This is a genomic window from Streptomyces sp. BI87, from assembly GCF_025957665.1.
Taxonomy (GTDB): Bacteria; Actinomycetota; Actinomycetes; order Streptomycetales; family Streptomycetaceae; genus Streptomyces; species Streptomyces albidoflavus.
Window position 1 is genome coordinate 165,139 of sequence record NZ_CP110079.1, and the last position, 22,063, is coordinate 187,201.

Sequence of the window (22,063 nt, forward strand, 5' to 3'; positions counted from 1 at the left end):
CCCATCCTGTCGGCCTCCGGCGGTCCTGCATCTTCTGGCGTCCCGTCGGTCGAGCGCGCACGCCCGACGACGTCGGCGAGGGTGGCACGTACAGATCTCGCGGCCCGTTCGGCCGTACGGGTCGGCAGGCGCCGGTCAGTCCGGCCACGCGGCAGAGGGAGCATCCACGCCCACCGCGCTGCCGACCCCCAACGACCTCGTTCTGCCTCCGGTCTCACCGGGCCTTCGGCTCGGCGGCGCGGAACGTGGCGACGGCGGCCTGTCCGCGCAGCCTCTCCAGACGCGCGATCTGCGTGTCGGCCCGCCGAAGGAGGCGGTCCAGGCGCTGCGGGTCGAGTCGGGGGTCCGTGTCGGCCAGCTCGCGCAGAGTTCGCCAGCAGCACGCCTTGCCCTCGACGCCCAGGCGCATGGCCTCCAGTTCCAGGAGGTCGCTCAACGGGGAGCGGGAGAGAAGATGCCCGTTGGTCTTGAGGCGGCCGGCCTTCTCCCCGAGCCGGCCCAGCACGATGCGGCTCCGGCGGACCGGGATGTCCAGCTCTCGCATGATCTCCATCAGCGAGGCCCGGTCCTCCGCAACCTCGTCGGCCAGGTCGTGCAGTTGCCGGGAGGCGGCCTGGTCCCGGCCTGCCTGAGCGGCACGCCGTAGAAGCTCCACACCGCCGGCCGCCCCCGCGAGGTGGTCGTTGAGGTAGATCGTCAGCAGGTCGGCGGAGTCCTTCGTCACGGCGGTTCTCTTTTCTGCCCCTGGGCGGATCGACGGCTGGACTTCCCCGTCCCCGAAGGCGTGCGGGTTCCGGGAGGTTCGGAGCTGAGCCGACGGGCGCAGAAGAGCCGACCGACGGCATACCTCGCTTTCCCCGTGGCGCGGGTGCGTATGACGGGCCGTGCGAGTGAAAGGCGTTCCGCGAAGCCTGCGCGGACGGAGGGCCGGCGACCCGGCGCACCGGCCTCCTTCGCGTCATCGCGCCCGTAATCGTGATGCGGTAACGGAAGAGCCGAAAGAGGGAGCTGTTCCTGCCCGGTCCCACCGTGGAGGCACCGGACCAGGTCAAGGAAGCCGCGCACGCGCTCGCGTACATCCTGTGGCCGACCGCCGGTTCACCGACCTGTACCACTGGGGGCAGCGCACCAAGGCGGGACCTTGGCGCGCGTCGACGAGATGCAGCCCTCCCTTGGACCTCCGGAATCCGGGGCCCGTGCTCAGCCGGGCGAGCATGAGGACACCTCACCCGGATCGGGGCGGATTCGTGGGCCGCACGAGCGAGAACGGAGCCGGGCGGCCTGACCGGGCCTGGCGGCCGAGGGCGCGGGACCGGGCTGCTCCGCGAATGGCGCCCCGCCGGACACCGAGGGAGCATGGAGCAATGCGGAGGTGTGGGCCCGCTCAGCGCCCGTCCGCAGGGAACCCTCCTCGTTTCCCTTCTCCATGTCGGCATTCTTTGGGAGCCTTCATGCCCGAATCCCAGCAGCAGACCCCGCCCGGTTCCACCACCGAGATGCGCCCCGAGCCCGACCACGGCGAGGAGAGCTACCGCGGCTCCGGACGGCTCGCCGGCAAGACGGCGGTGATCACCGGCGGTGACAGCGGCATCGGCCGCGCCGTGGCCATCGCCTTCGCCCGCGAGGGCGCCGACGTGCTCGTTTCCTACCTCGACGAGCACGAGGACGCCGAACAGACCCGGCACTGGGTCGAGGAAGCCGGCCGCCGGTGCGTGCTGGTCCCCGGGGACCTCGCCGACCCGGCCCACTGCCGGGCCGTCATCGACACCGCGCTCCGGGAATTCGAGCGGCTCGACATCCTGGTCAGCAACGCCGCTTTCCAGATGACGCGGAACGCGGTCGAGGACATCCCCGACGAGGAGTGGGACCGGACCCTGGCGACCAACGTCAGTGCCTTCTTCCACCTCACCAAGGCCGCCGTCCCGCACCTGCGGCCCGGAGCGACGATCATCGGCACCACCTCGGTGAACTCCGACGCCCCGCCGCCGCAGCTGCTCCCGTACAACGTGACCAAGGCGGGCATCGCCAACATGGTCGGCTCGCTGTCGCAACTGCTCGGGCCGAAGGGCATCCGGGTCAACAGCGTCGCCCCGGGACCCATCTGGACCCCGCTCATCCCGGCGACCATGCCGGCGGACCAGGTGGAGAGCTTCGGGGCCGAGGTGCCGCTCGGACGGCCGGGCCAGCCGGCCGAACTGGCGGCCGTCTACGTGATGCTCGCCTCGGACGAGGCCAGTTACGTCTCCGGGGCGCGAATCGCGGTCACCGGCGGACAGCCGATCCTGTGAGCGGACGCCACCCCGGCCTGTACCCGCTGCGGCTGACGGCCCTCGCCAAACCGCTCGTCTTCGGCGGCCAGGCCATCGCCCGGCGCCTGGGAAAGGCCGGGCTGCCGGAGTGGAGCATCGCCGAGACGTGGGAGTGCAGCGACGTCACGGGAGCCGTCGCCACCGTCCGGGAGGGGCCGCTGGCCGGCCGGTCGCTGCGCGAGATGGTCGCCGACCGGCCCGAGGAACTGATGGGCCCCGGCTGGTCGGGGACGTACTTTCCGGTGCTGACCAAGTTCATCGACGCCTCCGGTGTCCTGCCGGTCCACCTGCACGCGGACGACGAGGCCGCCCGACGCCTGGAGGGTCAGCCCAACGGGAAGACCGAGGCATGGCACATCCTCGACGCCGCCCCGGGGGCGACCGCCCTGTGCGGCGTCCGGGAGGAGGTGACGGCGGGCCAGTTGCGGGCCGCGCTGGAGGCCCAGGAGTTCGACCGGGTGCTCCGCCGGCTGCCGGTCCGGGCAGGAGAGACCGTGTACGTGCCCGGCGGAACCCTGCACAGCTTCGGCCCCGCGACCCTCGTCTACGAGATCGAGCAGACCTCCGACATCCAGCAGCACGCCATGCGCTGGAACATGGAGGACGGCTCGCCGGTCGGAGACGAGGAGTTCGCGGCCAACCTCGACATGCTGATGCGCCAGGTTGACCTGGCGTCACGGCCGGAGTTCACCCCCGGTCTGCGGATCGCCGCCGGGGACGGGGTCGAGCGGGTCTTCCTGACCGCGAGCCGCTACTTCGCCCTCGAACGCTGGACGGCCGGAACGGCCGAGCCGTTGCGGCACGCCTTCACCACCGCGCAGATCCTCACCAACGTCGGCGCCCCGGTGCGGGTGCGCAGCGGGGCCTGGAGCGGGGAGCTCGGCCGGGCCGAGACCCTGCTGCTGCCCGCCGTCCTCGGCGAGGTCGAGATCACCGGACCGGCCGACGTGCTCCTCGGCTACCTCCCCGACCTGGACCGCGACGTCCACGCCCCCTTGCTGGCGGCCGGGCGCGGCCTGGAGGACATCGCCGCGCCGCTGGCGGAGCCCGAAAGCGGTGGGACGCCCCGGACCGACGGCGGCGGAGCGCCGTAGACCTGCGCGGCGCGCGGCCGATCGCCCCGGCGTCCGCGTCGGGGATGAGGCCGGACACGAGGATCGTGGAGGCGTCGATGCGGCCCGGCGAGTCCGGGCCCGTCGACATCCACGTGGCCCACTCCTGCTGACACACGGGCGGTACCAGCGGTGCGAGGGGGCGGCAGCAAGGTACTGTCCTCGGGCTCTTGCTGACTTCTTGCTGCCTCAGCGCCCGTGAGTCCGCTGTCGATCACCGGCCGCACCGAAGGGCAGAGCCGATCGGCGACGGAAGGCGGGCTCGGGTGACGGGAGTGTGCCGACTCCGTCTAAGCGCGGGTGAGCAGGGGGGACGCGGGGGAAAGGTCAGGACCATGACAGACACCGTCACGGTTCCGGACCGCCCCGCACAACCCGTCCGCCAGCTCCTCGCCGCCTCCGTCGGCAATGCTGTCGAGTGGTACGACTGGTACGCCTACACCTTTCTGGCGACCTACATCGCCGCCCAGGTCTTTCCCGCGGACGCCGACGACTCGCTGGTGCCGTTGCTCTCCACGTTCGCCGTCTTCGCGGTGGGGTTCTTCATGCGGCCGGTGGGTGGGCTGTTGATGGGGGCCGTCGCCGACCGGCACGGGCGGCGGGCGGCGTTGACGGTGACGATTCTGCCGATGGGCGGGAGCAGTCTGCTGGTGGGGCTCACGCCCAGCTACGCCTCGGCGGGGTTGCTGGCGCCGGTGGTGCTGGTGGTCGCGCGGCTGCTGCAAGGGCTGTCCGTGGGAGGCGAGTTCGCCGCCTCGACCACGTTCCTGGTGGAGTCGGCCGGACCCGGCAGGCGCGGCCTCTTCTCCAGTTTCCAGTACGTGTCGACCACCATCGGCCAGTTGGCGGCCTCCGGGGTGGCCGCGCTGCTCGTCTCCTCGTTGTCGGCGGGGCAGATGGAGGGCTGGGGGTGGCGGGTTCCCTTCGTCCTCGGTGCCGTGCTGAGCCTGGTGGGCTTCTGGATCAGGCAAGGCGCGCACGAGACCCGTAGCGAGGAGCAGCAACGCGCCCCCAAGCCCCGGCTGTTCGACGCCCTGCGCCACCACCCTCGCCAGTCCCTGCTGATCTGCGGGATCACGGCCGGCGGGACGCTCGCCTACTACACCTGGACCTCCTACCTGCCGACCTACGCCGAGCTGAACGTCGGCATGGACAAGGCCGACGCCCTGCTCGTCGGCACCGTCTCGCTGGCGGTCTTCGCGCTGCTCCAGCCGGTGGGCGGGATGCTCTCCGACCGGTACGGGCGCAAGCCGCTGCTGCTCTTCTTCGGGCTGGGGTTCGCCCTGCTGTCGGTGGCGCTGCTGCGGGCGCTGACCGGCTCGGTGCTGTCGCTGCTGCTGGTGCAGCTGGCGGGCATGGTGCTGCTGACCGGGTTCACCTCGATCTCGGCCGCGGTCAACGCCGAGGTGTTCCCGGCGCGGGTGCGGGCGGCCGGGATCGGCTTCCCCTACTCGCTGACCGTCGCCCTGTTCGGCGGCACGGCCCCGTACATGGGGACGCTCTTCAAGGATCTCGGCCACCCGGGGCTGTTCCCCTGGTACGTGAGTGTGCTGTGCCTGATCTCGTCCGTGGTCTACCTGCGGCTGCCGGAGACCGCTCACCAGGAGCTGGACCGGTGAGCCGCCACTGATCCCGGGGCGGCGCGGCGGCGTCAGCCCGTGTACGCCTCTGCCAGCCAGGGCCTCAGGACGGGGAAGACCGCGCCGGGCTGCATGGCGCCGGTGTGGTCGAGGCCGTCCAGGACCCGGACCTGCCAGCCCGCCGCCTCCAGACGGGCGCGGTCGCGGGTCAGGGGGCCGGCCATGTCGACGGTCACGCCACCCCATTCGGGTCCGTAGGGGATCACGTCCGCCGATCCGGCGAAGCAGAGCCGGGGGCAGCCGATCCGGCTCTGCGCCGCCGCCTCGTCGAATCCGGCGAGCGCCTGGTAGAGGCCGAGGAACTGGGCGGTCTGGGCGCCGTCCGCCGCGATCTCCACGCTGGACCAGTCGTACTCCCCTCCCCCGCCGGAGCCTGCGGGGGTTTTCGGGCGCTGGGCCATGGCGTGGGCGGCGGCGGTGACCCGCAGCATCTGCGCGTACGGGCCGCCGAGCGGCGGGAAGCCGCCCATGGCGAGGGCGGCGAGGCGGTCGGTGCGCAGGGCGAGCTGGAGGCCGGCCAGGGCGAGCCACGAGTAGCCGTAGTAGGCGAAGCGGCCGGCCCCGGCCGCGTCGGCGACGGCCAGGAGGTCGACGGCGAGGTGGTCGGGGGTGAGGGCGGCGGCGGGGTGGCGCATGCGGTGGCCCTCGTAGTCGAAGGCGATCACCTGGAAGGCGTCGCCGAGCCCGTCGGCCAGGGTGCGGCCCAGGGCCGGGTCCATCCCCCAGCGGCGCAGTTCCTCGGCGCGGGCGCCCTCCTTGGGCACCGGGTCGACGGGGAGCAGGAGGGCCGGTCCGCTCCCGTGGATCTCGTAGGCGATGCGCGTTCCGTCGTGCAGGGTCGCGGTGGGCATGGGGCCTCCCCTGGCCGGGCGTCCCTCGTGCGGGCACGGGACGCCGATCTGATTCCGTACAGCGTAAGGAATTGCGGGCCAGACGATACCGTACGGCGTAAGAAGTCGTGCGTGGTCGGAGGCGTGCGGCCCGAGGAGGTGAAAGCGTTGAGCATCATCGCCGGTCAGGGGGACGCGGCTCGGTCGCTGGCGTTGCTGTGGGGCGAGGGGGAGGCCGGGAGCGGGCGGACGGCGCCCGGGCCGAAGCCGGCGCTGAGTGTGGCGGCGGTGGTCGCGGCGGCCGTCGAGGTGGCCGACGAGGGCGGGGTGGCGGCCCTGTCGATGCGGGCGGTCGCCGACCGGCTGGGCCGTTCGCCGATGGCGCTGTACACCTACGTGCCGGGCAAGGCGGAGCTGGTGGATCTGATGTACGACCGGGCGCACGCGGAGCTGCCCGGCGCGTACCCGCTGGACGACGGCTGGCGGGCGGCGGCCACCGCCTGGGCGGCCGATCTGCGCGCGCTCTACCTGCGCCATCCCTGGCTGCTCCAGGTCTCGTACGCGCGGCCGGTGCTGGGGCCCTGCGAGCAGCGGGTGATGGAGGCGCTGGCGGGCGTCCTCTTCGCGACGGGGCTGCCCGCGAGCACGCTGCGGGCGGCGGCCGCCTCCCTCTTCGACCTGGTGCGAGGCGGGGCGCGGACCCGGGCCGAGGCCCGGCTCGCGGCGGCGGTGACCGGGGTGGCGGACACCGAGTGGTGGGCGGAGCGCGCGGCACGGCTGGGCGAGGTGGCGCCGGACTTCGCGGAGCGGTTCCCGCTGTCGGTACGGCTCTCCGCCGGGGACGCGGAGACGGGCGGGGCGCCGGCCTCGTGGGAGGAGCGGATGGACGCCACCCACGCGGCCGGGCTCGCCCTGCTTCTGGACGGGGTGGAGGCGGCGGCGGAGGGCCGGCCGGGCGGGGTCAGCCCGCGGTGACCGCCTCGCGGCACTCCGGGTGGCCCCAGCTGCTGCCGTTCTTGGTGATCTTCTCGCCCGCCGCGTAGGGCCGGCCGCAGGCGCAGCGGCCGGGGAACTTGGCGGTGATGGCCCGGCCGGTGCCTCCGCTTCCGGTTCCGGTTCCGGTCTTGCGCGTACCGGTGCGGGCGCCGCCCTTGGGCTTGGCCTTGGGGGCGGCGGCGCGGGAGGGATCGGGCTGGGGCCAGGGCGAGCCGAGGGCGCTGCTCGCCGCCTCCTGGGAAGCGGCGACGTCGGTGGCGGCCTGGTCGGCGAGGGCGTTGAGGGCGTCTCCGCCGACCTGGTGGGCGGCGACGTGGACGAAAGTGACGTCGCGCCCGGCCAGCAGGGCGTCGATGGCGACCACCAGTTCCTGGTTGGCGACGGGCTTGCCCGCGCTGGTCCGCCAGCCGTTCCGCTTCCAGCCGGGCAGCCAGGTGGTGACCGCCTTCATCGCGTACTGCGAGTCCATCCGCACCTCCAGGGGGACGGACGGGTCGGTGGCCTTCAGGAGCTCTTCGAGGGCGGTCAGCTCGGCGACGTTGTTGGTCGCGGTGCCGAGCGGCCCGGCGGCCCAGCGCTCGGGGCTGCCGTGGGCGTCGGCGGCGACCCACCCCCAGGCGGCCTTGCCCGGGTTTCCCTTGGAGGCTCCGTCACAGGCGGCGATGATGCGATCGTTCATGGCCCGCATCATGCCAGCGCGGGTACGGGGTACGTCCACTCCGGCCCCGGGCGGCCGGAGCGGACGTACGCGCGGCGGGCGGTCAGCTCGCGGCGGCGAAGGGGACCCGGGCGGGAGCGGCGACGGCCGGGGCGTCCGGGCGGGTCCACAGGCCGCGGGCGGCGAGCAGCGGCAGGACGCCCTCGCCGAACCAGTACGCCTCCTCCAGGTGCGGGTAGCCGGAGAGGATGAACTCGTCGATGCCGAGGCGGTGGTACTCCTCGATCCGCTCGGCGATCTCCTGGTGGCTGCCGACCAGCGCCGTCCCGGCGCCGCCCCGGACCAGCCCGACGCCGGCCCAGAGGTTGGGGTGGATCTCCAGCCCGTCGCGGCCGCCGCCGTGCAGGGCGAGCATCCGGCGCTGGCCCTCCGACTCGCTGCGGGCGAGCCCGGCCTGGACGGAGCGTACGGTCTCCTGGTCGAAGCCGGAGAGCAGCCGGGCGGCCTCGGCCCAGGCCTGTTCGGAGGTGTCGCGGGCGATGACGTGCAGCCGGACGCCGAAGCGGACGGTGCGGTTCTCCTTCTCGGCGAGCCCCCGGACCCAGGCGATCTTCTCGGCGACCCGGGCGGGCGGTTCGCCCCAGGTGAGGTAGACGTCGCTGTGGCGGGCCGCGATCTCGCCCGCGACCGGCGAGGAGCCGCCGAAGTAGACCTGCGGAACGGGGTCGGGGAGCTGGGTGAGGCGGGCCCCTTCGACGGTCAGGTGGCTGCCGCGGTGGTCGACGCTCTCGCCGTCCCAGAGCCGGCGGACGATGTCGAGGAACTCTCCGGTACGGGCGTAGCGGGCGTCCTTGTCGAGGAAGTCGCCGTAGGCGCGCTGCTCGGTGCTCTCGCCGCCGGTGACGACGTTGAGCAGCAGGCGGCCGCCGGTGCGGCGCTGGAAGGTCGAGGCCATCTGCGCGGCGAGGGCCGGGGAGACGAGGCCGGGGCGGAAGGCGACCAGGAACTTCAGGCGCTCGGTCTGCTGGCTGACCATGGCGGTGGTGAGCCAGGCGTCCTCGCACCAGGCGCCGGTGGGGGTGAGCGCCCCTTCGAAGCCGAGGTTCTCGGCGGCCCGGGCGATCTGGGCGAGGTAGGCGATCGTCGGCGGGCGGTCGCCGCCGGCCTCGTTGACGGGGGTGCCGTGGCCGCCGCCGACGACATGGCGGCTGTCGCCGTTGGTCGGCAGGAACCAGTGGAAGGTCAGGGGCACGGAAGGCTCCGATCGGTGCGGTGGGGCAGGGGCGCGTCAGCTGTGGGCGGGCTTCGGAGCGGAGTGGGCGTCAGCTCGCGGCGGCGTACAGGGGGGTGCGCGGCAGGGTGGCGGCGAACTGGTCGAGGACGCGGCCCAGCGCCTCGGCGGAGCCGGGGGCGACGGTGACCGACCCGTCGGGGGCGACGGTGATGTCGCGGTCGAGGGTGAACCAGCCGGGCAGGATGTGGTCGGCGCCCATGGAGCTGAGGACGGGGCGGAGCGCGTAGTCGAGGGCGAGGACGTGGGCGGTGCTGCCGCCGGTGGCGAGCGGCAGCACCGTCTTGCCGCTCAGCCCGTACTGCGGGAAGAGGTCGAGCAGCGCCTTGAGCAGGCCGGAGTAGGCGGCCTTGTAGACGGGGGTGGCGACGATGACGCCGTCGGCGGCGGCGAGTTGCGCGGTGGCCTCGACGATGGCCGGGTGGGAGAAGTCGGCGCCGAGCAGGGGCTCGGCGGGGAGGGTGCGCACGTCGAGCGGGACGACCTGGTGTCCGGCGGCGGTGAGCTTGGCGTCGAGGTGGCGGGCGAGGCGGGCGGTGCGCGAGGTGGCGGAGGGACTGCCGGAGATGGACAGGACGGTAGCCATGGAGGGGCCCTTCGAACGGCGGGGAGGCGGTCGGCCGCGGGGCGCGGGGAGGACACGCGCTCACGCCGGACGCCACCTCCCGGGTACGCGCGACGGCCGCCCGGCCGCTCAACTGCGGGACGGGCTGTGGCGTACGGCGTGTCAGGGGCTCCCGGTGCGGGAAGCGAGGCGAAGTTCCGGCGGGCGCGCGGCCCTTGGCGGGGCCGGGCGGCGGCGAGGGGTGGCGTCAGCCTCGGGGACGACAGGCGGAGCTGGAGACACGCGCAAGGTCGACGTGGCGTCGCTGCGTGAGATCCAGTCGCATGGGCATGCCATCGATCAAAGCAGCAGGCCGGGGGCGGGTCAAGAAGCGGGCGGCGGGGTCTCGGATGACGGGACGGGCGGTGGGAGGCGGCGCCGCGCGGGAACGGGAACGGGGGCGCGTCCGGCGGCGTGGCCGGGCGCGCCCCCGTGAGGGTGAGGCGGTGTCAGCAGTACAGGTTGGAGCCGGTGGTGGTGCCGAGGATCTGTGCGAAGGAGGTGAACTTGTCGATCCGGCTCTGCACCTGGGCCGGGTTGCCGCCGTTGCACTCGATCGAGCCGTTGATCGAGCGGATGGTCTCGCCGAAGCCGCGGTTGTTGACGATGGCGTTGTGCGGGGTCATGGTGCCGGGGCCGGACTGGGTGTTCCAGTACCACAGGCCGGTCCGCCAGGCGACGGAGGCGTTCTGCTCGACCAGGTAGGGGTTGTTCAGCAGGTCGATGCCGAGGGCGTCCCCGGCGGCCTTGTAGTTGAAGTTCCAGCTGAGCTGGATGGGGCCGCGCCCGTAGTAGGCGGCCTGGCCGGCCGGGCAGCCGTAGGGCTGGTTCCGGTCGCAGTAGTGGGGGTAGTTGGCCTCGTTGACTTCCTTGATGTGGACGAGGCCGCCCGTCTCGTGGCTGACGTTGGCGAGGAAGGCGGCCGCCTCGCGCTTCTTGACCTCCTCGCTGCCGGTGTTGGCGAAGGCCGGGTAGGAGCTGAGGGCGGCGGTGAGGCCGCTGTAGGTGTAGAAGGAGTTCCGGTTCGGGAACATCTGGTTGAACTGGGCCTCGCTCACGACGAAGCCGCCGGGCTGCTCCCCGCCCCCGCCGCCGCAGGCACCCTGGTCGGCCCAGACGTCGGAGCTGCCGGGCCGCTCGTTCTGCGTCCACCACTTGGCGGTGTAGTTGCGCCCGTTGTACGAGGCGCCCTGGCCGCCGGTGTAGACGGCGGAGGCGTTCCAGGCGGTGGCGCAGGCGGCGGCCTGCGCGGTGGCCGCGGGGAGGACGACGAGCGCCGCGACGACCGCGCTCAGCGCGATCAACAGGCTCATGACACGTCTGATCACGTGATCACACTCCTTGAGTGCGGCGCGACGTCGGCCGCGCGCCGCCGTGGATGCGGCCAGCTAAGCGAGAGTGGTCTGAACCTGTCAAGGTCTAGACCAAGGGTGGCCGCAGGACGGCGAAATGTCGGCGGAATTCCGCACTCCTGTCCGGAACCGGTGGCGGTACGCCCTCCCGCCGCCTCCCTCATTCCCTCCGCCCCGCCGCGACCACCACGACCGCCGCCGCCACCAGCACCGCCGGCAGGAACAGCGCCACGTCCGGCAGCACCCGGCGGACCAGGACGGCCCCGCAGGCCCCGGCGAAGAGGCAGGCGAGCCGGGCGACGGCCCACCCGTCCACACCGCCCGGCTGCCGCGCCGCGAACCCGGCGACCAGGGAGGTGAGCGTGCTGGTGAAGAACGTGGTCGGGGCTCCTTCCCGGCCCAGCGAGAGCACGGTGGTCGCCTGCGCCCCCATCGCCGCCGACAGCGGGACCAGCAGCACCCGGGCCGCCACTCCCCCGGGATCGGGCCGGTCCGCCACCGTCCAGGCGACCGCCACCGAGGCCAGCACCACCGTCTCCGCCCCCAGACACCACAAGGCCCCCCGCGGCCAGGCCCGCCGCCCGCCCCCACGCGCGGTCAGCGGCACCGCCAGCAGCGTCCCCAGGAGATACCCGGCCAGCGCCAGCGCGGGCGCCCACACCCCCTGACTCCGCTCCCCCGCCGCGGCCGCACCCAGCAGCACGAGGTTGCCCGTCATGATCCCGGCGAAGGCTCCGCCGAGCGCGACGACGGCGAGGACGTCGGCGGCGCCGGAGGCGAAGCTCAGCAGGAGGAGCGCGGAGCGGCCGTACCTGCGGGCACGGCGTGTCGCCGGCTCCCGGTCACGCGCCCCCGAGTCCACGCCTCACCGCACCCGCGCGTCCGAGTTCACCTCCGGGTCCCACCCCAGCTCCCGCAGCCCCCTGCGGATGGCCTCGCGGCGGGGCGGGTCGATGGCGCCCATCTTGAGGTCGGCGCGGGCGCGTTCGTCGACGGCCAGGGCGAGGGCGGCGTCGAGTTGGCCGGTGCGGCGCCAGGCGGCGCGGCGGCCCTCCTCTGCGCGGAGGTAGCTCTCGGTCTCGTCGTACTCGGAGGTGCCTTCGGTGGCCGCGCCGAGCTGGCCCTCCCACTCGGAGAGCTGGCGGGCCAGGTAGACGTCGACCGCCTCCCGGGCCATGGTGGCGTCCTCGGACTCCTGGGGTTCCTCGCCCTGCGTCACGTCGCTCATACCGGCACAGTAGACGGGCCGGGGTGGCCGGGCAGCTCGGAGCGGGCGCGGGAGGGACCGCGGGTCGTACGGGCGCCGCCCCGGAGCGTGGGCTCCGGGGCGGCGGTGATGCGAGCGAGGGGTGCGGTACCGCTACGGCAGGACGATCTTCCAGCTGTTGATGCGGCCGGTGTCCGAGCGGGCGGTGTCCTGGACACGGAGCTTCCAGGTGCCGTTGGCGGTCTGCGCGGAGGCGTTGACGGTGTAGGTCTCCTGGACGTTGTCGGCCGAGTCCGAGGAGCTGGCGTTCTTCAGCCGGTAGGCGGTGCCGTTGGGGCCGACCAGGTCGATGACGAGGTCGCCGCGCCAGGTGTGGCTGATGTCGACGGTGACCTGGAGGGCGGCGGGGGCGTTGCCGGTGCGGCCCGCGACGGTGATGTCCGAGGTGACCGCGGCGCCGGCGTCGGGGATGGCGACGGGCGTGGTGTTCTCGAAGGTGGTACCGCTGCCGCCGCCGGAGCGGGCTCCGACCGCCACGCCGGCCCACGCGTCCTGGACGGCCTTGTACTCGGCGCTGCTGGTGCCGTACAGCTCGCCGGCGACGGCCAGGGTGCCGGTGCGGGCCCCGGCGTAGTTGGTGGTGGAGGTGAACTTGGTGGTGAGGGCCTTGAACCAGATCAGCGCTGCCTTGTCGCGGCCGATGCCGGTGACGGGCAGGCCGTCGGCGGTCGGCGAGTCGTAGCTGACGCCGTTGACCGTCTTGGCCCCGCTGCCCTCGGAGAGCAGGTAGAAGAAGTGGTTGGCCGGGCCCGAGGAGTAGTGGACGTCGACGGAGCCGATGCCGGAGTACCAGGAGTCCTTGGACTTGCCGTCGCGGGAGGGCTTGTCCATGTACCGCAGCGGGGTGCCGTTGCCGTTGATGTCGATCTTCTCGCCGATGAGGTAGTCGCCCTTGTCGGCGGCGTTGTTCTCGTGGAACTCGACGGCGGCGGCGAGGATGTCGCTGGTCGCCTCGTTGAGGCCGCCGGACTCCCCGGAGTAGACGAGCCTGGCGGTGACGGAGGTCAGGCCGTGGGTCATCTCGTGGGCGGCGACGTCGAGCGAGGTGAGCGGCTTGGCGTTGCCGGCGCCGTCGCCGTAGGTCATGCAGAAGCAGCTGTCCTGCCAGAAGGCGTTGACGTAGTTGTTGCCGTAGTGGACGCGGGAGTACGCGCCGACGCCGTCGCCCCGGATGCCGGAGCGGCCGTGGACGTCCTTGTAGTAGTCCCAGGTGGCCTGCGCGCCGTAGGCGGCGTCGGCGGCGGCGGTCTCGGTGTTGCTCGCCTGGCCGTTGCCCCAGACGTCGTCGGGGCCGGAGAAGAGGGTGCCGGTGCCCGAGGTGGAGCGGTTGAGGTTGTTGGTGCGGTGGTTGCCGCGCCCGGCGTCGGTCAGGTTCCAGGTGGAACCGGACCGGGTGCTGCCGAGGGTGACGGTGCCGCTGTACTGGGTGTTGCCGGTGCCGTTCTCGACGGCCTGCCACTCGTGGAGCTTCTCGCCGGTGGCGGCGTCGGTGACGACGTGCAGTTCGTTGGGGGTGCCGTCGTGCTGGAGCCCGCCGACCACCGTCTCGAAGGCGAGGACCGGCTTGCCGTCGGCGTTCCAGACCACCTGACGGGGGGCGCCGTCGGTGGCGGGCTTCTCCGCGTCGTGGGCCTCGGCGGCGTTCAGCGCCTGCTTCTTCGCGGCCGACGGGGCGATCTCCGCCTTGGTGGCGATGCCCTTGAGGGCGTTGCGGGAGGCCTTGGTCACGGTGGCGGGGGTGCCGTCGGGGGCGGCGGCGACGACCAGGTCACCGCCGAGCACGGGGAGTCCGGCCCAGGTGCGCTCGTAGCGGGTGTGCAGGGTGCCGTCGCGGTCCTTGACCACGTCGCGGACGAGCAGCTTCTCCTGTGCGCCGAGGCCGAGTTCGGCGGCGACGGCACCGGTCTTCGTCTCGGCGGCGCGGATCAGGGCGGCCCGCTGGGCGGGGCTGAGGTCGGCCGGGAGGGCGCCGGTGCGCGCCGCGGTGGGCTTGGCGGCCGGTGCGGGGTCGGCCGCGGTCGCCGGGGCCGTGGTGGCGGTGACGGCGAGCAACGCGGTGACGGCGGCGAGGGCGCCGCCGGCGACGGCACGCCGGTGGGAGGTGGGTCTCAACACGGACTCCTTCTGCGTGACCGCGGGGTACGCGGTCCGGGGGTGACGGGGCGGCGGGTGGCCGTCCCGGGCAGAACGGAAAGCGGAGGAACACCGTGGGGGGAGGGCCGCGGGGCGGAGGTGCCGTGGGGTGCCGCGCGGTGACCGAGGGGAAGATTCGCAGAGCTCGCCGCTCCTGTCAGGTGCGCGTCAAAGGAATGGCCGGATCGGGTCCGCGCGGGTGAGCCCCCGGACGGACGGCGGACTCCTGCGGCAGGGCGCCCGGCAGAGTCACGCGCCGGAACACCGCCCCGCCGCCCCGCCGTCCGGGGCGGGTGCCGGAATAGTTCCGTCCAGATCCGGGTCGGCCGAAAACCGTCCCTCGCGGCCCGTACGGGCCCCGCCCGCCGGAAAAAGTCCCGGGGCCGTGCAACCTCCCGGCCGCCGCCGGGGTGAGTAGGGCGAGGTACTCACCTCACCGTGCCGGGGAGCGCCGATGCCCCGGGACGGCGATCCACCGAGCAGATCCGGGAAGACCATGTCGAAGAGAACCCTCGTCCCCGCCGCCGCCCTGTTGCTGGCCGTCACCGGCCTGCTGGTCCCCGGGGCGGCCCACGCCGCCGACGCCCGCCCGGCGGTCACGGCCGAGAGCCGGTCCGCCGTCGTGGTCGCCCCCGGCGAGAAGCTGAGGCTGGGCCGCGGCTACGCCATGACGCTCACCCGCGAGGAGCGGTGCGTCGGTTCGGCGGACGGGCACATCTGCAAGAGCGTCGCCGACGGCAACCAGCCCCCCGGCACGGTCAGCCTCCAGAGCTTCGGCGAGGAGCACGGCACGCTGTACTCGCCGCTCTACATCGGGCCCGGCCGCGCCGCCCGCATGACCGTCACCGCCGGCACCGAGACCCTGGAGGCCCGGGTCGTCACCCTGGCCGGGCGTCCCGGCTACGCCACCGGGTACGTCTGGGGCGCCGCCGGGGACATGGACGAGCGGACCGTGACCGTCTACGACGCCGCCGGCCGTGTCCTCGCCCGGTACTGACCTCTCCTCACCGGGGCACCCGGTGCGGCTCCCCGAACGGGCCGCACCGGGGCTCCGGCCTGCCCGCACGGAGTGCGCCTCGCCCGACTTCGAGACCTTCGCCGCCGCCCGCTGGCCCCGGCTGCTGAGGACCGCGTACCTGCTGACCGGGGATCACCACGAGGCGGAGGACCTGGTGCAGGTGACGCTGGCCAAGCTGTACCCGGCGTGGCCCCGGGTGCGGGACCTGGACGAGCCCGACGCGTACGTGCGCCGGGCCCTGGTCAACAACAACCTCAGCCGGTTCCGCAAGCGGCGGGTGGTGCAGCTGCTCACGCCCCGGCTGCCCGAGCGGGCGCAGGAGGGCGGCGCGGCCCGCACCGAGCAGCGCTCGCTGCTCCTGGAGGCGCTGGGCACCCTGCCGCCCCGGCAGCGCGCGGTGGTCGTCCTGCGGTACTGGGAGGACCTGAGCGAGCAGCAGGCCGCCGACGTGCTGGGCTGCTCCCCGGGCAATGTGAAGAGCCAGGCCAGCCGGGGCCTGCGCAAACTCCGCGACCATCCGGCGCTGGCGGAGTTCCAGCCGCGCCCCGGCCGGGAGGAGCCCGCCGATGAACGCCCCTGACCCGGGCCGGCCCGAGGACGGCGCCGCCGCCTCGCTGCGGCGTGCCCTGCACGCGACCGCCGGGGAGCTGGCGCCGCCGCCCTATCCGGCGGAGCGCGTCCGCCGGCTGGGCCGCCGCCGGGTGCGCACCCGGCGTGCCCTGGTCGCGGTCCCGGCGGCGGTGGCGGCCGTGCTGACGGCGGTGGCGGTGGCGCTGCCGCAGTGGTCCGGCGGGGAGGGGCTTCCGGCGGCGGACTCCGCCGGGGGCAAGGCGCTCGGGCCCCGTGCGACGCCCTCCCTCGCCCCCGCCCAGCCGCCCGCGCCCTCCGCCCGGCCCTGGCCGGCCGTACGGACGGTCCGGGCGGGCGAGCCGGTGGAGATCGGACGCGGGCAGGTGCTGACGCTCAGCACGGACCAGGTCTGCCACCGCGACACGACCGAGCCCGGCGGCGGCGTGGAGGACACCTGCAAGAGCGTCAGCGACGGCAACCAGGCGTCCGGTTCGGTGAGCATCCAGAGTTCCGGCACGCTGCTCCGGCCGCTGTACATCGGTCCGGGCCGCGCGGCCCGGATGACGGTGGAGGTGGACGGCGAGGTGCTCCGCGCCCAGGTGCTGACCCTGGAGGGGGACCCCGGGTACGCGGTGGGCTACGCCTGGGGAGCCGGTGTCTCGTTCGACGGGCCGACGCCCAAGATCCGGGTCAGCGACGCGGAGGGCGAGCTGCTGGCGGAGTTCCCCTGACGGGACTGGGCCCCCTGTACCGGCGGGCTCCGGAGCGGCGCGGGGGGCTGCTCCGGAGCCCGCCCTTCTCTGGCCGGGCGCCGGTGACCCGCAGGACGGCCTCGTAGGCGGCGCGGTCGGGCTTGGTGACCTTGCGGTCGCAGCTGAGGAAGAGCATGTCGAAGGCGGCCGTCGCGGGCGAGCCGTGCAGGGCACGGGCACTCCGGTTCACGGTGGTCGGTCTTCACTTTCACGTGCCGTCCGCCGCCGCCCCGGCCCCTGCCGCCCGGCCCCGCCGCACCCGGAGGAGAGCGAGGCTGCGGGCCGCCAGTACCGCCGTCGCCGCCAGCGCGGTCGTCGCGGACCAGAGGAAGAGCGCGGGCCAGACGTAGGTGATCTGCGCCAGGGTTCCGGCCCGGCCCATCAGCAGGCCGAAGAGGTCCGCGAGTCCGAGGAGGAGCAGGCCGGGGAGGAGGTACGGGGCGAGGCGCGCGGCCGGGCGCAGGGGGCCGCGCCAGGGGCGCCGCGCCCACCGTCCCGCGCGCAGGACGCCGCGTACGGCCAGCACCAGGGCGAGCAGGGAGAGGACGCCGAGGACCGGGTCGGCGGTGTCGGTGAAGGGGGCGCGGTCCGCGGGGGTCCTGCCTTCGGCGAGGTCGACCAGGCCGTCGACGAGGAGCGGGGCGTCGTCCCCGGAGACCATGCCGGTGTTGGTGACCACCGCGATCCCCACGCCGGAGGCGGGCAGCAGGGTGGCCATGGAGTTGTGGGTGAAGAGGCTGCCGGTGTGCTCGATCCGCAGCGGCTCCCCCTTCTCCTCCCGCCGGTTCCAGCCCATCGCGTACGTCCGGCCGGGCGGCGGGGTACGGGTGAGCCGGACCGCTTCGGCCGAGGCGGCGCGGCGGCCGGTGGCGGAGATCCCCTCGGTGTGCTGGGCGACGAGCCATTTCCCCAGGTCGTCGGCGGTACTGACGACGCCGAAGCCACCGGCGGTGAAGAGGCGGGGGTGAGCGCGCTCGATCGTCTGCCCGTAGGCGCGGACGTGCCCCCGGGCCCCGTCGGGCATGTCGGCGGTGGAGTCGACGGTCTCGGTACCGGTCATGCCGAGCGGCGCGAAGAGGCTCCGGCGCAGGTGTTCGGCGTACGGGGTGCCGGTGGCGGCCTCGACGAGCCGCGCGGCGACGGCGTAGTTGGTGTTGTGGTAGTGCCAGGCCGTGCCGGGGTCGGCGGCGAGCCGCGTGCCGTGCAGGGCCGCGACGGCGGCTTTCAGGGTGCGGGGCTGCGGGAGGGCGAGATCGGGGTGGGCCGAGTCGGCCATCCCCGAGGTCTGGTCGAGGAGTTGACGCGGGGTGATCCGGGCGGCGCGGGCGTCGTCGGGGGCGAACTCGGGGAGCTGGTCGTGGACCGGCCGGTCGAGGTCGACGCGGCCCTCCTCGGCGAGGGTGGTCACCGCCAGCGCCGTCATCGCCTTGGACAGGGAGGCGACCGGAACCGGGGTCCGGGCGGTCATCGGCGTCCCCGAGGCGGTGTGCCCGTACCCGGCGGCGAGGACGACGCGGTCGCCGCGGGTCACGGTGACCGTCGCGCCGGGGACTCCCGTGCGGGCCAGGTGGTCGCGGACGAAGCGGTCCGCGGTGGCCCGGTCGAGGAGCGGCGCCACACGCGGTGCGGCCTGGGCCGGGACCGGGACGAGGAGCGGCGCGGCGGACAGCAGGACGGCTGCGGCGACCCGGAGAGGCGAACGTCTTCCCCGGAGCCGGAGTGGGGGCGTGGTCATGCCCGAGAGCCAACCGGCCGCAGGGGGCCGGGCGCAGTGGTGGCACTGGGACGGAAAAGGTGGTGCGGGCACTACCGACCCGGCGGCGCGGGCTCCGTACTGTCGGTCCATGCACGCGCGAACGGCCTGGCAGGCCCTGGCCCATCATCCTCTCGCCTTCCTCGCCACTCGCTGGCCGTGGCGCGCGCTGGCCTATCTGCTCTCCGGTGTGGGAGTCGGGGCGCTCACCCTGGTGGTGCTGGTGGGCGGGCTGCTGACGGGGCTGGTACTGCTGCCGGTCGGGGCGGGGGCCGCCGTCCTGCTCGCCGTGGTCCTCGGTGGCGGTGTGGTCGCGCGGGTCGAGCGGTGCCGGCTGCGGCTGGTCGACCTCGACCCGGCCGTCACGGACCGCCGGGCGCCGGACGCGCCCGGTGTGCGGGCGTGGCTGCGGACCCGGTTGCGGGACCGGCTCACCTGGCGGGAACTGGGGTTCACGGCGGTCTCCATGACGGCGCTGTGGTGGATGGACCTGCTCGTCCTCGCCTTCGCCCTGGCGCTGCCGGTGCTCTGTGTGACGGCGCCGCTGGACGACCCGGGCGCCTGGCCCTGGGTGGTGATCGGCCTGGCGCTGCTGCCGGCCGCGCCGTACACCGTCACCGGCTGGGCCGGGGCGCGGGCGGCGCTGACCCGGCTGGTGCTGGCGCCGAGGGACGCCGAGCTGACCGAGGTCCGTGCCTCGCGGGCCCGGCTGGTCGGGGCCTTCGACGCCGAGCGGCGCCGGATCGAGCGGGATCTGCACGACGGGGCGCAGCAGCGGCTGGTGTCGGTCAACGTGATGCTGGGGCTGGCACGTCTCGACGCCGGGCCCGACTCGCCCCTCGGCCGCCGGCTGGATCTCCTACAGGGCGAGTTGACGACGGCCGTCGGCGAGCTGCGCGAGCTGAGCCGGGGCGTCCACCCTCGTGCCCTGACCGACCAGGGTCTCGCGGCGGCCCTCGCCAACCTCACGGCGCGCTCGCCGCTCCCGGTCACCGTCGACGTGGCTCTTCCGGGGCCGCTGCCCGCGCCGGTCGCGAGTACCGCGTACTTCGTGGTCGCCGAGGCGCTGGCCAACGCGACCAAGCACAGCGGCGCCGGCCGTGCCGAGGTCCAGGCCCGGCTGCGGACCGACACGCTGGTGCTGACCGTCCGGGACGACGGGAGCGGGGGAGCGGACCCCGCCGGGCGGGGGCTGACGGGGCTGGCGGACCGGGTGGCGGCGGCGGACGGCATACTGCGGCTGTCCAGCCCGTCCGGCGGGCCCACCCTGCTCCACGTGGAGATGCCGTGTCACTGAAGGTCGTGGTCGCCGAGGACTCGGCGCTGATGCGGGAGGGCCTGGTGGGCGTGCTGACCCGCTTCGGCCACCAGGTGTGCGCGGCGGTGGGGGACGCGGACGCGCTCCTCACTGCGGCCGGCGAGCACCGTCCCGACCTCGTCCTCACCGACATCCGCATGCCGCCGGGCCAGGGCGACGACGGGCTGCGCGCCGCCGTCGCCCTCCGCCGCGACCGCCCGGACCTGCCGGTCCTCGTCCTCAGCCAGTACCTGGAGCAGTCCTACGCCGCCCATCTGCTCGACCTCGGCGACCAGCGCGGCATCGGCTACCTGCTGAAGGACCGGGTGGCGGCGGTCACCGAGTTCGCGGACACCGTGGTCCGGGTGGCGGGCGGCGGCACGGTGCTGGACCCGGAGGTGGTGGGGCAGTTGCTGCGGCGCCGGCAGGACCCGCTGAGCCGGCTCACGCCCCGGGAGCGGGAGGTGCTGGCGCTGATGGCCGAGGGCCGGTCCAACGCGGCCATCGCCCGGGCCCTGCACGTCTCGGTGGCCGCCGTCAACAAGCACATCGGCAGCATCCTGCAACGCCTCGGCCTGCCGGTGGACGGTGACGCCCACCGGCGGGTCCTGGCGGTCCTGGCCTATCTGCGGAACTGATCTCCCGCCAGGTCAGGCGGCGCCGCCAGCCGGTCGAGGCGGGCGCGGTGCCCGGCCGGCAACTGGAGGCGTGCAGCGGCGGTGTTCTCCTCCAGGTGCGCCAGGTCGGCGGTGCCCGGGATCGGCAGGATCACCGGGGAGTGGCCGAGGAGCCAGGCGAGGGAGACCTGGGTGGCGGTGGCACCGAGTTCGGCCGCGACCGAGGCCACCTCCGCGTGGGCACCACAGTCGCCCCAGGCGGCCGGACGCCACGGGAGGAAGGCGATGCCCGCCGACGCGCAGGCGGCGAGGACGGGTTCGTGCTCGCGGTCGAGCACGTTGTACCGGTTCTGCACGCCCGCGATCTCGGTGATCCGCCGCGCCTCGTCGAGTTCGGCGACGGTGACCTCGGAGAGCCCGATGTGGCCGATCTTGCCCTCCTCGCGCAGCTCCCGCAGGGCGCCGAGCTGGTCGGCGAGGGGGACCGAGGGGTCGATGCGGTGCAGTTGCAGGAAGCCGATGTGCTCGCGGCGCAGCCGCCGGAGCGCCTGCTCGACCTGGTCGCGCAGGGCCTCGGGCCGGGCGTCGTGGTCCCACTCCCCCGCCGCCGACCGGGCCATGCCCACCTTGGTGGCGATCAGCAGGTCGTCGGGGTAGGGGTGCAGGGCCTCGGCGAGCAGCTCCTCGTTGGCGCCGCCGCCGTACATGTGGGCGGTGTCGATGAGGGTGACACCGAGTTCGACGGCGCGCCGGGCGACGGCCAGCGCGTTCTTCCGCTCAGGGCCGGGTTCCGTCGGCAGGTGCATCGCCCCGAAGCCGAGCCTGCCGACCTCCAACTCCCCGCCGACCCGCCACACGTCCGTCGTCATACGCCACTCCCCCGTCGGTGAAGTGGCCACGCTAGCAGCGCAGTTGAGAAACGAGCCGTTCCTCAGTCCACCTCCAGGACGATCTTCCCGGTGGTCCGGCCGGTCTCGCCGAGCCGGTGGGCGGCGGCCGCCTCGGCCAGCGGGAAGGTCGCCTCGACGCGCGGGCGGAGGGCTCCGGCGGCGACCAGGTCGGCGACGGCGTTCATGCCGGCGTGGTCGGCCTCGACCAGCATCGTCGCGGTGCGCACGCCCCGCTCGGCGGCGCGTGCCGCCTCCTCGGCCGTACCGCCGGAGAGCAGGGAGACCAGGGTGCCGCCGGGGCGCAGCAGGCCGACCGAGCGGGCGCGGGTCTCGCCGCCGAGCGGGTCGAGCACCATGTCGACGCCGTCGACCGCCTCGGCGACGTCGGTGGTGCGGTAGTCCACCACCTCGTCGGCGCCGAGTTCGCGCAGCAGGTCGTGTTTGGGGGCGCTGGCCGTGCCGATGACGTACGCGCCGTGCGCCTTGGCGATCTGTACGGCCACATGGCCCACGCCGCCCGCCGCCGCGTGGATCAGGACGCGCTGTCCCGGGCCGATCCCGGCGGTGTCGATCAGTGCCTGGTAGGCGGTGAGGGAGACGAGCGGGAGCGCGCCCGCCTGGAGGTGGTCGATCACCGTGGGCTTACGGGTGAAGGCGCGGGCGGGCCCGACGACGTACTCGGCGTGCGAGCCGGAGCCGTGCGGGTAGGGCAGCATGCCGAAGACCTCCTCGCCGGGCGCGAAGAGGGTCACCCCGTAGCCGACGGCCTCCACCACGCCGGAGACGTCCCAGCCGAGGACGAGGGGGAGCCGGTCGACGAAGCCCGCCTGCGCGCGGTGCTTCCAATCGGTCGGATTGACCCCGGCGGCTCGGACGGCGACCAGGATCTCCCCCGGTCCCGGCTCGGGCCTCGGCACCCGGGTCTCGTGGAGGACCTCGGGGCCTCCGTAGCTCTCCTGGATGATGGCGCGCAT

At 74.2% G+C, this 22,063-nt stretch carries 22 protein-coding genes; 9 read left to right on the top strand and 13 right to left on the bottom strand.

The features are described 5' to 3' along the window. Window positions 1-214: 214 nt before the first annotated feature. Window positions 215-724 carry a hypothetical protein gene (locus OIM89_RS00715; RefSeq protein WP_037665099.1) on the bottom strand — a complete coding sequence of 170 codons (510 nt, stop codon included), beginning with the start codon at window positions 722-724 and terminating at the stop codon, window positions 215-217. A 727-nt stretch (window positions 725-1,451) separates the two neighbouring features. Between OIM89_RS00715 and OIM89_RS00720 the strand changes: the two genes are divergently transcribed. The 3 genes from OIM89_RS00720 (at window position 1,452) to OIM89_RS00730 (ending at window position 5,040) form a co-directional block, all read left to right on the top strand. After that, on the top strand, window positions 1,452-2,288 hold the full coding sequence (locus OIM89_RS00720) for an SDR family oxidoreductase (RefSeq protein WP_030696015.1): 837 nt from the start codon (window positions 1,452-1,454) through the stop codon (window positions 2,286-2,288). Beyond that, the gene (locus OIM89_RS00725) at window positions 2,285-3,403 is read left to right on the top strand and encodes a class I mannose-6-phosphate isomerase (protein ID WP_107049066.1); all 1,119 of its coding nucleotides are present in this window, start codon (window positions 2,285-2,287) and stop codon (window positions 3,401-3,403) included. The genes OIM89_RS00720 and OIM89_RS00725 overlap by 4 nt, the downstream gene beginning before the upstream one ends. Window positions 3,404-3,756: 353 nt before the next feature. Then, window positions 3,757-5,040 (top strand): MFS transporter, encoded by a 1,284-nt coding sequence (locus tag OIM89_RS00730; protein WP_264490865.1) that lies wholly within the window; start codon window positions 3,757-3,759, stop codon window positions 5,038-5,040. Between the two features lie 32 nt (window positions 5,041-5,072). On the opposite strand, the gene OIM89_RS00735 is transcribed toward OIM89_RS00730, so the two are convergent. Continuing rightward, entirely contained in the window at window positions 5,073-5,912 is an 840-nt protein-coding gene (locus OIM89_RS00735) for an alpha/beta fold hydrolase (RefSeq protein ID WP_257203850.1), read from the bottom strand. A gap of 147 nt (window positions 5,913-6,059) precedes the next feature. Here OIM89_RS00735 and OIM89_RS00740 point away from each other — a divergent pair, with 147 nt between their 5' ends. Then, the gene (locus tag OIM89_RS00740; RefSeq protein ID WP_175457695.1) at window positions 6,060-6,866 is read left to right on the top strand and encodes a TetR/AcrR family transcriptional regulator C-terminal domain-containing protein; all 807 of its coding nucleotides are present in this window, start codon (window positions 6,060-6,062) and stop codon (window positions 6,864-6,866) included. On the opposite strand, the gene OIM89_RS00745 is transcribed toward OIM89_RS00740, so the two are convergent. The 8 genes from OIM89_RS00745 to OIM89_RS00775 form a co-directional block, all read right to left on the bottom strand. Next, complete coding sequence (locus OIM89_RS00745; protein ID WP_175457696.1) at window positions 6,853-7,578, bottom strand: ribonuclease H family protein; 726 nt, start codon at window positions 7,576-7,578, stop codon at window positions 6,853-6,855. The two genes, OIM89_RS00740 and OIM89_RS00745, sit on opposite strands and share 14 nt — an antisense overlap. A gap of 70 nt (window positions 7,579-7,648) precedes the next feature. Next, window positions 7,649-8,797, bottom strand: coding sequence for an LLM class flavin-dependent oxidoreductase (locus tag OIM89_RS00750; RefSeq protein ID WP_264490866.1), 1,149 nt, complete (start codon window positions 8,795-8,797; stop codon window positions 7,649-7,651). 70 nt (window positions 8,798-8,867) lie between these two features. Beyond that, window positions 8,868-9,422 carry an NADPH-dependent FMN reductase gene (gene ssuE / locus OIM89_RS00755; RefSeq protein ID WP_047466815.1) on the bottom strand — a complete coding sequence of 185 codons (555 nt, stop codon included), beginning with the start codon at window positions 9,420-9,422 and terminating at the stop codon, window positions 8,868-8,870. A 226-nt stretch (window positions 9,423-9,648) separates the two neighbouring features. Then, window positions 9,649-9,732: a putative leader peptide gene (locus tag OIM89_RS29925; RefSeq protein WP_359664811.1), complete on the bottom strand. Its 84-nt coding sequence runs from the start codon at window positions 9,730-9,732 to the stop codon at window positions 9,649-9,651. 157 nt (window positions 9,733-9,889) lie between these two features. Further along, on the bottom strand, window positions 9,890-10,768 hold the full coding sequence (locus OIM89_RS00760) for a glycoside hydrolase family 19 protein (protein ID WP_030696023.1): 879 nt from the start codon (window positions 10,766-10,768) through the stop codon (window positions 9,890-9,892). A gap of 184 nt (window positions 10,769-10,952) precedes the next feature. Continuing rightward, window positions 10,953-11,654 carry a YoaK family protein gene (locus OIM89_RS00765; RefSeq protein WP_030696024.1) on the bottom strand — a complete coding sequence of 234 codons (702 nt, stop codon included), beginning with the start codon at window positions 11,652-11,654 and terminating at the stop codon, window positions 10,953-10,955. 3 nt (window positions 11,655-11,657) lie between these two features. Beyond that, window positions 11,658-12,020: a hypothetical protein gene (locus OIM89_RS00770; protein ID WP_030696025.1), complete on the bottom strand. Its 363-nt coding sequence runs from the start codon at window positions 12,018-12,020 to the stop codon at window positions 11,658-11,660. Between the two features lie 132 nt (window positions 12,021-12,152). Beyond that, a complete protein-coding gene (locus OIM89_RS00775) occupies window positions 12,153-14,171 on the bottom strand; it encodes a M4 family metallopeptidase (protein WP_175457700.1) in 2,019 nt (672 codons plus the stop codon). A gap of 517 nt (window positions 14,172-14,688) precedes the next feature. Here OIM89_RS00775 and OIM89_RS00780 point away from each other — a divergent pair. Genes OIM89_RS00780 through OIM89_RS00790 form a run of 3 tightly spaced genes read left to right on the top strand, consistent with a single transcriptional unit; the run spans window position 14,689 to window position 16,511 of the window. Then, a complete protein-coding gene (locus OIM89_RS00780) occupies window positions 14,689-15,189 on the top strand; it encodes a hypothetical protein (RefSeq protein ID WP_264490867.1) in 501 nt (166 codons plus the stop codon). A 22-nt stretch (window positions 15,190-15,211) separates the two neighbouring features. Continuing rightward, window positions 15,212-15,790, top strand: coding sequence for a SigE family RNA polymerase sigma factor (locus OIM89_RS00785; protein ID WP_030696028.1), 579 nt, complete (start codon window positions 15,212-15,214; stop codon window positions 15,788-15,790). Next, complete coding sequence (locus OIM89_RS00790; RefSeq protein ID WP_175457701.1) at window positions 15,777-16,511, top strand: hypothetical protein; 735 nt, start codon at window positions 15,777-15,779, stop codon at window positions 16,509-16,511. The genes OIM89_RS00785 and OIM89_RS00790 overlap by 14 nt, the downstream gene beginning before the upstream one ends. A 229-nt stretch (window positions 16,512-16,740) precedes the next feature. Here OIM89_RS00790 and OIM89_RS00795 read toward each other — a convergent pair whose 3' ends face one another. Then, window positions 16,741-18,267 carry a serine hydrolase domain-containing protein gene (locus tag OIM89_RS00795; RefSeq protein ID WP_264490868.1) on the bottom strand — a complete coding sequence of 509 codons (1,527 nt, stop codon included), beginning with the start codon at window positions 18,265-18,267 and terminating at the stop codon, window positions 16,741-16,743. Window positions 18,268-18,376: 109 nt separating this feature from the next. Between OIM89_RS00795 and OIM89_RS00800 the strand changes: the two genes are divergently transcribed. Further along, window positions 18,377-19,582, top strand: a complete 1,206-nt coding sequence (locus OIM89_RS00800) for a sensor histidine kinase (protein ID WP_047466811.1) — start codon at window positions 18,377-18,379, stop codon at window positions 19,580-19,582. Continuing rightward, window positions 19,573-20,220, top strand: coding sequence for a response regulator transcription factor (locus tag OIM89_RS00805; protein WP_030696032.1), 648 nt, complete (start codon window positions 19,573-19,575; stop codon window positions 20,218-20,220). The genes OIM89_RS00800 and OIM89_RS00805 overlap by 10 nt, the downstream gene beginning before the upstream one ends. Here the strand turns inward: OIM89_RS00805 and OIM89_RS00810 are convergent. Together OIM89_RS00810 and OIM89_RS00815 are read right to left on the bottom strand one after the other, a co-directional pair. Then, a complete protein-coding gene (locus OIM89_RS00810) occupies window positions 20,205-21,068 on the bottom strand; it encodes an aldo/keto reductase (protein WP_195729989.1) in 864 nt (287 codons plus the stop codon). The two genes, OIM89_RS00805 and OIM89_RS00810, sit on opposite strands and share 16 nt — an antisense overlap. 62 nt (window positions 21,069-21,130) lie before the next feature. Next, the gene (locus OIM89_RS00815; RefSeq protein WP_151170336.1) at window positions 21,131-22,063 is read right to left on the bottom strand and encodes an NADP-dependent oxidoreductase; all 933 of its coding nucleotides are present in this window, start codon (window positions 22,061-22,063) and stop codon (window positions 21,131-21,133) included.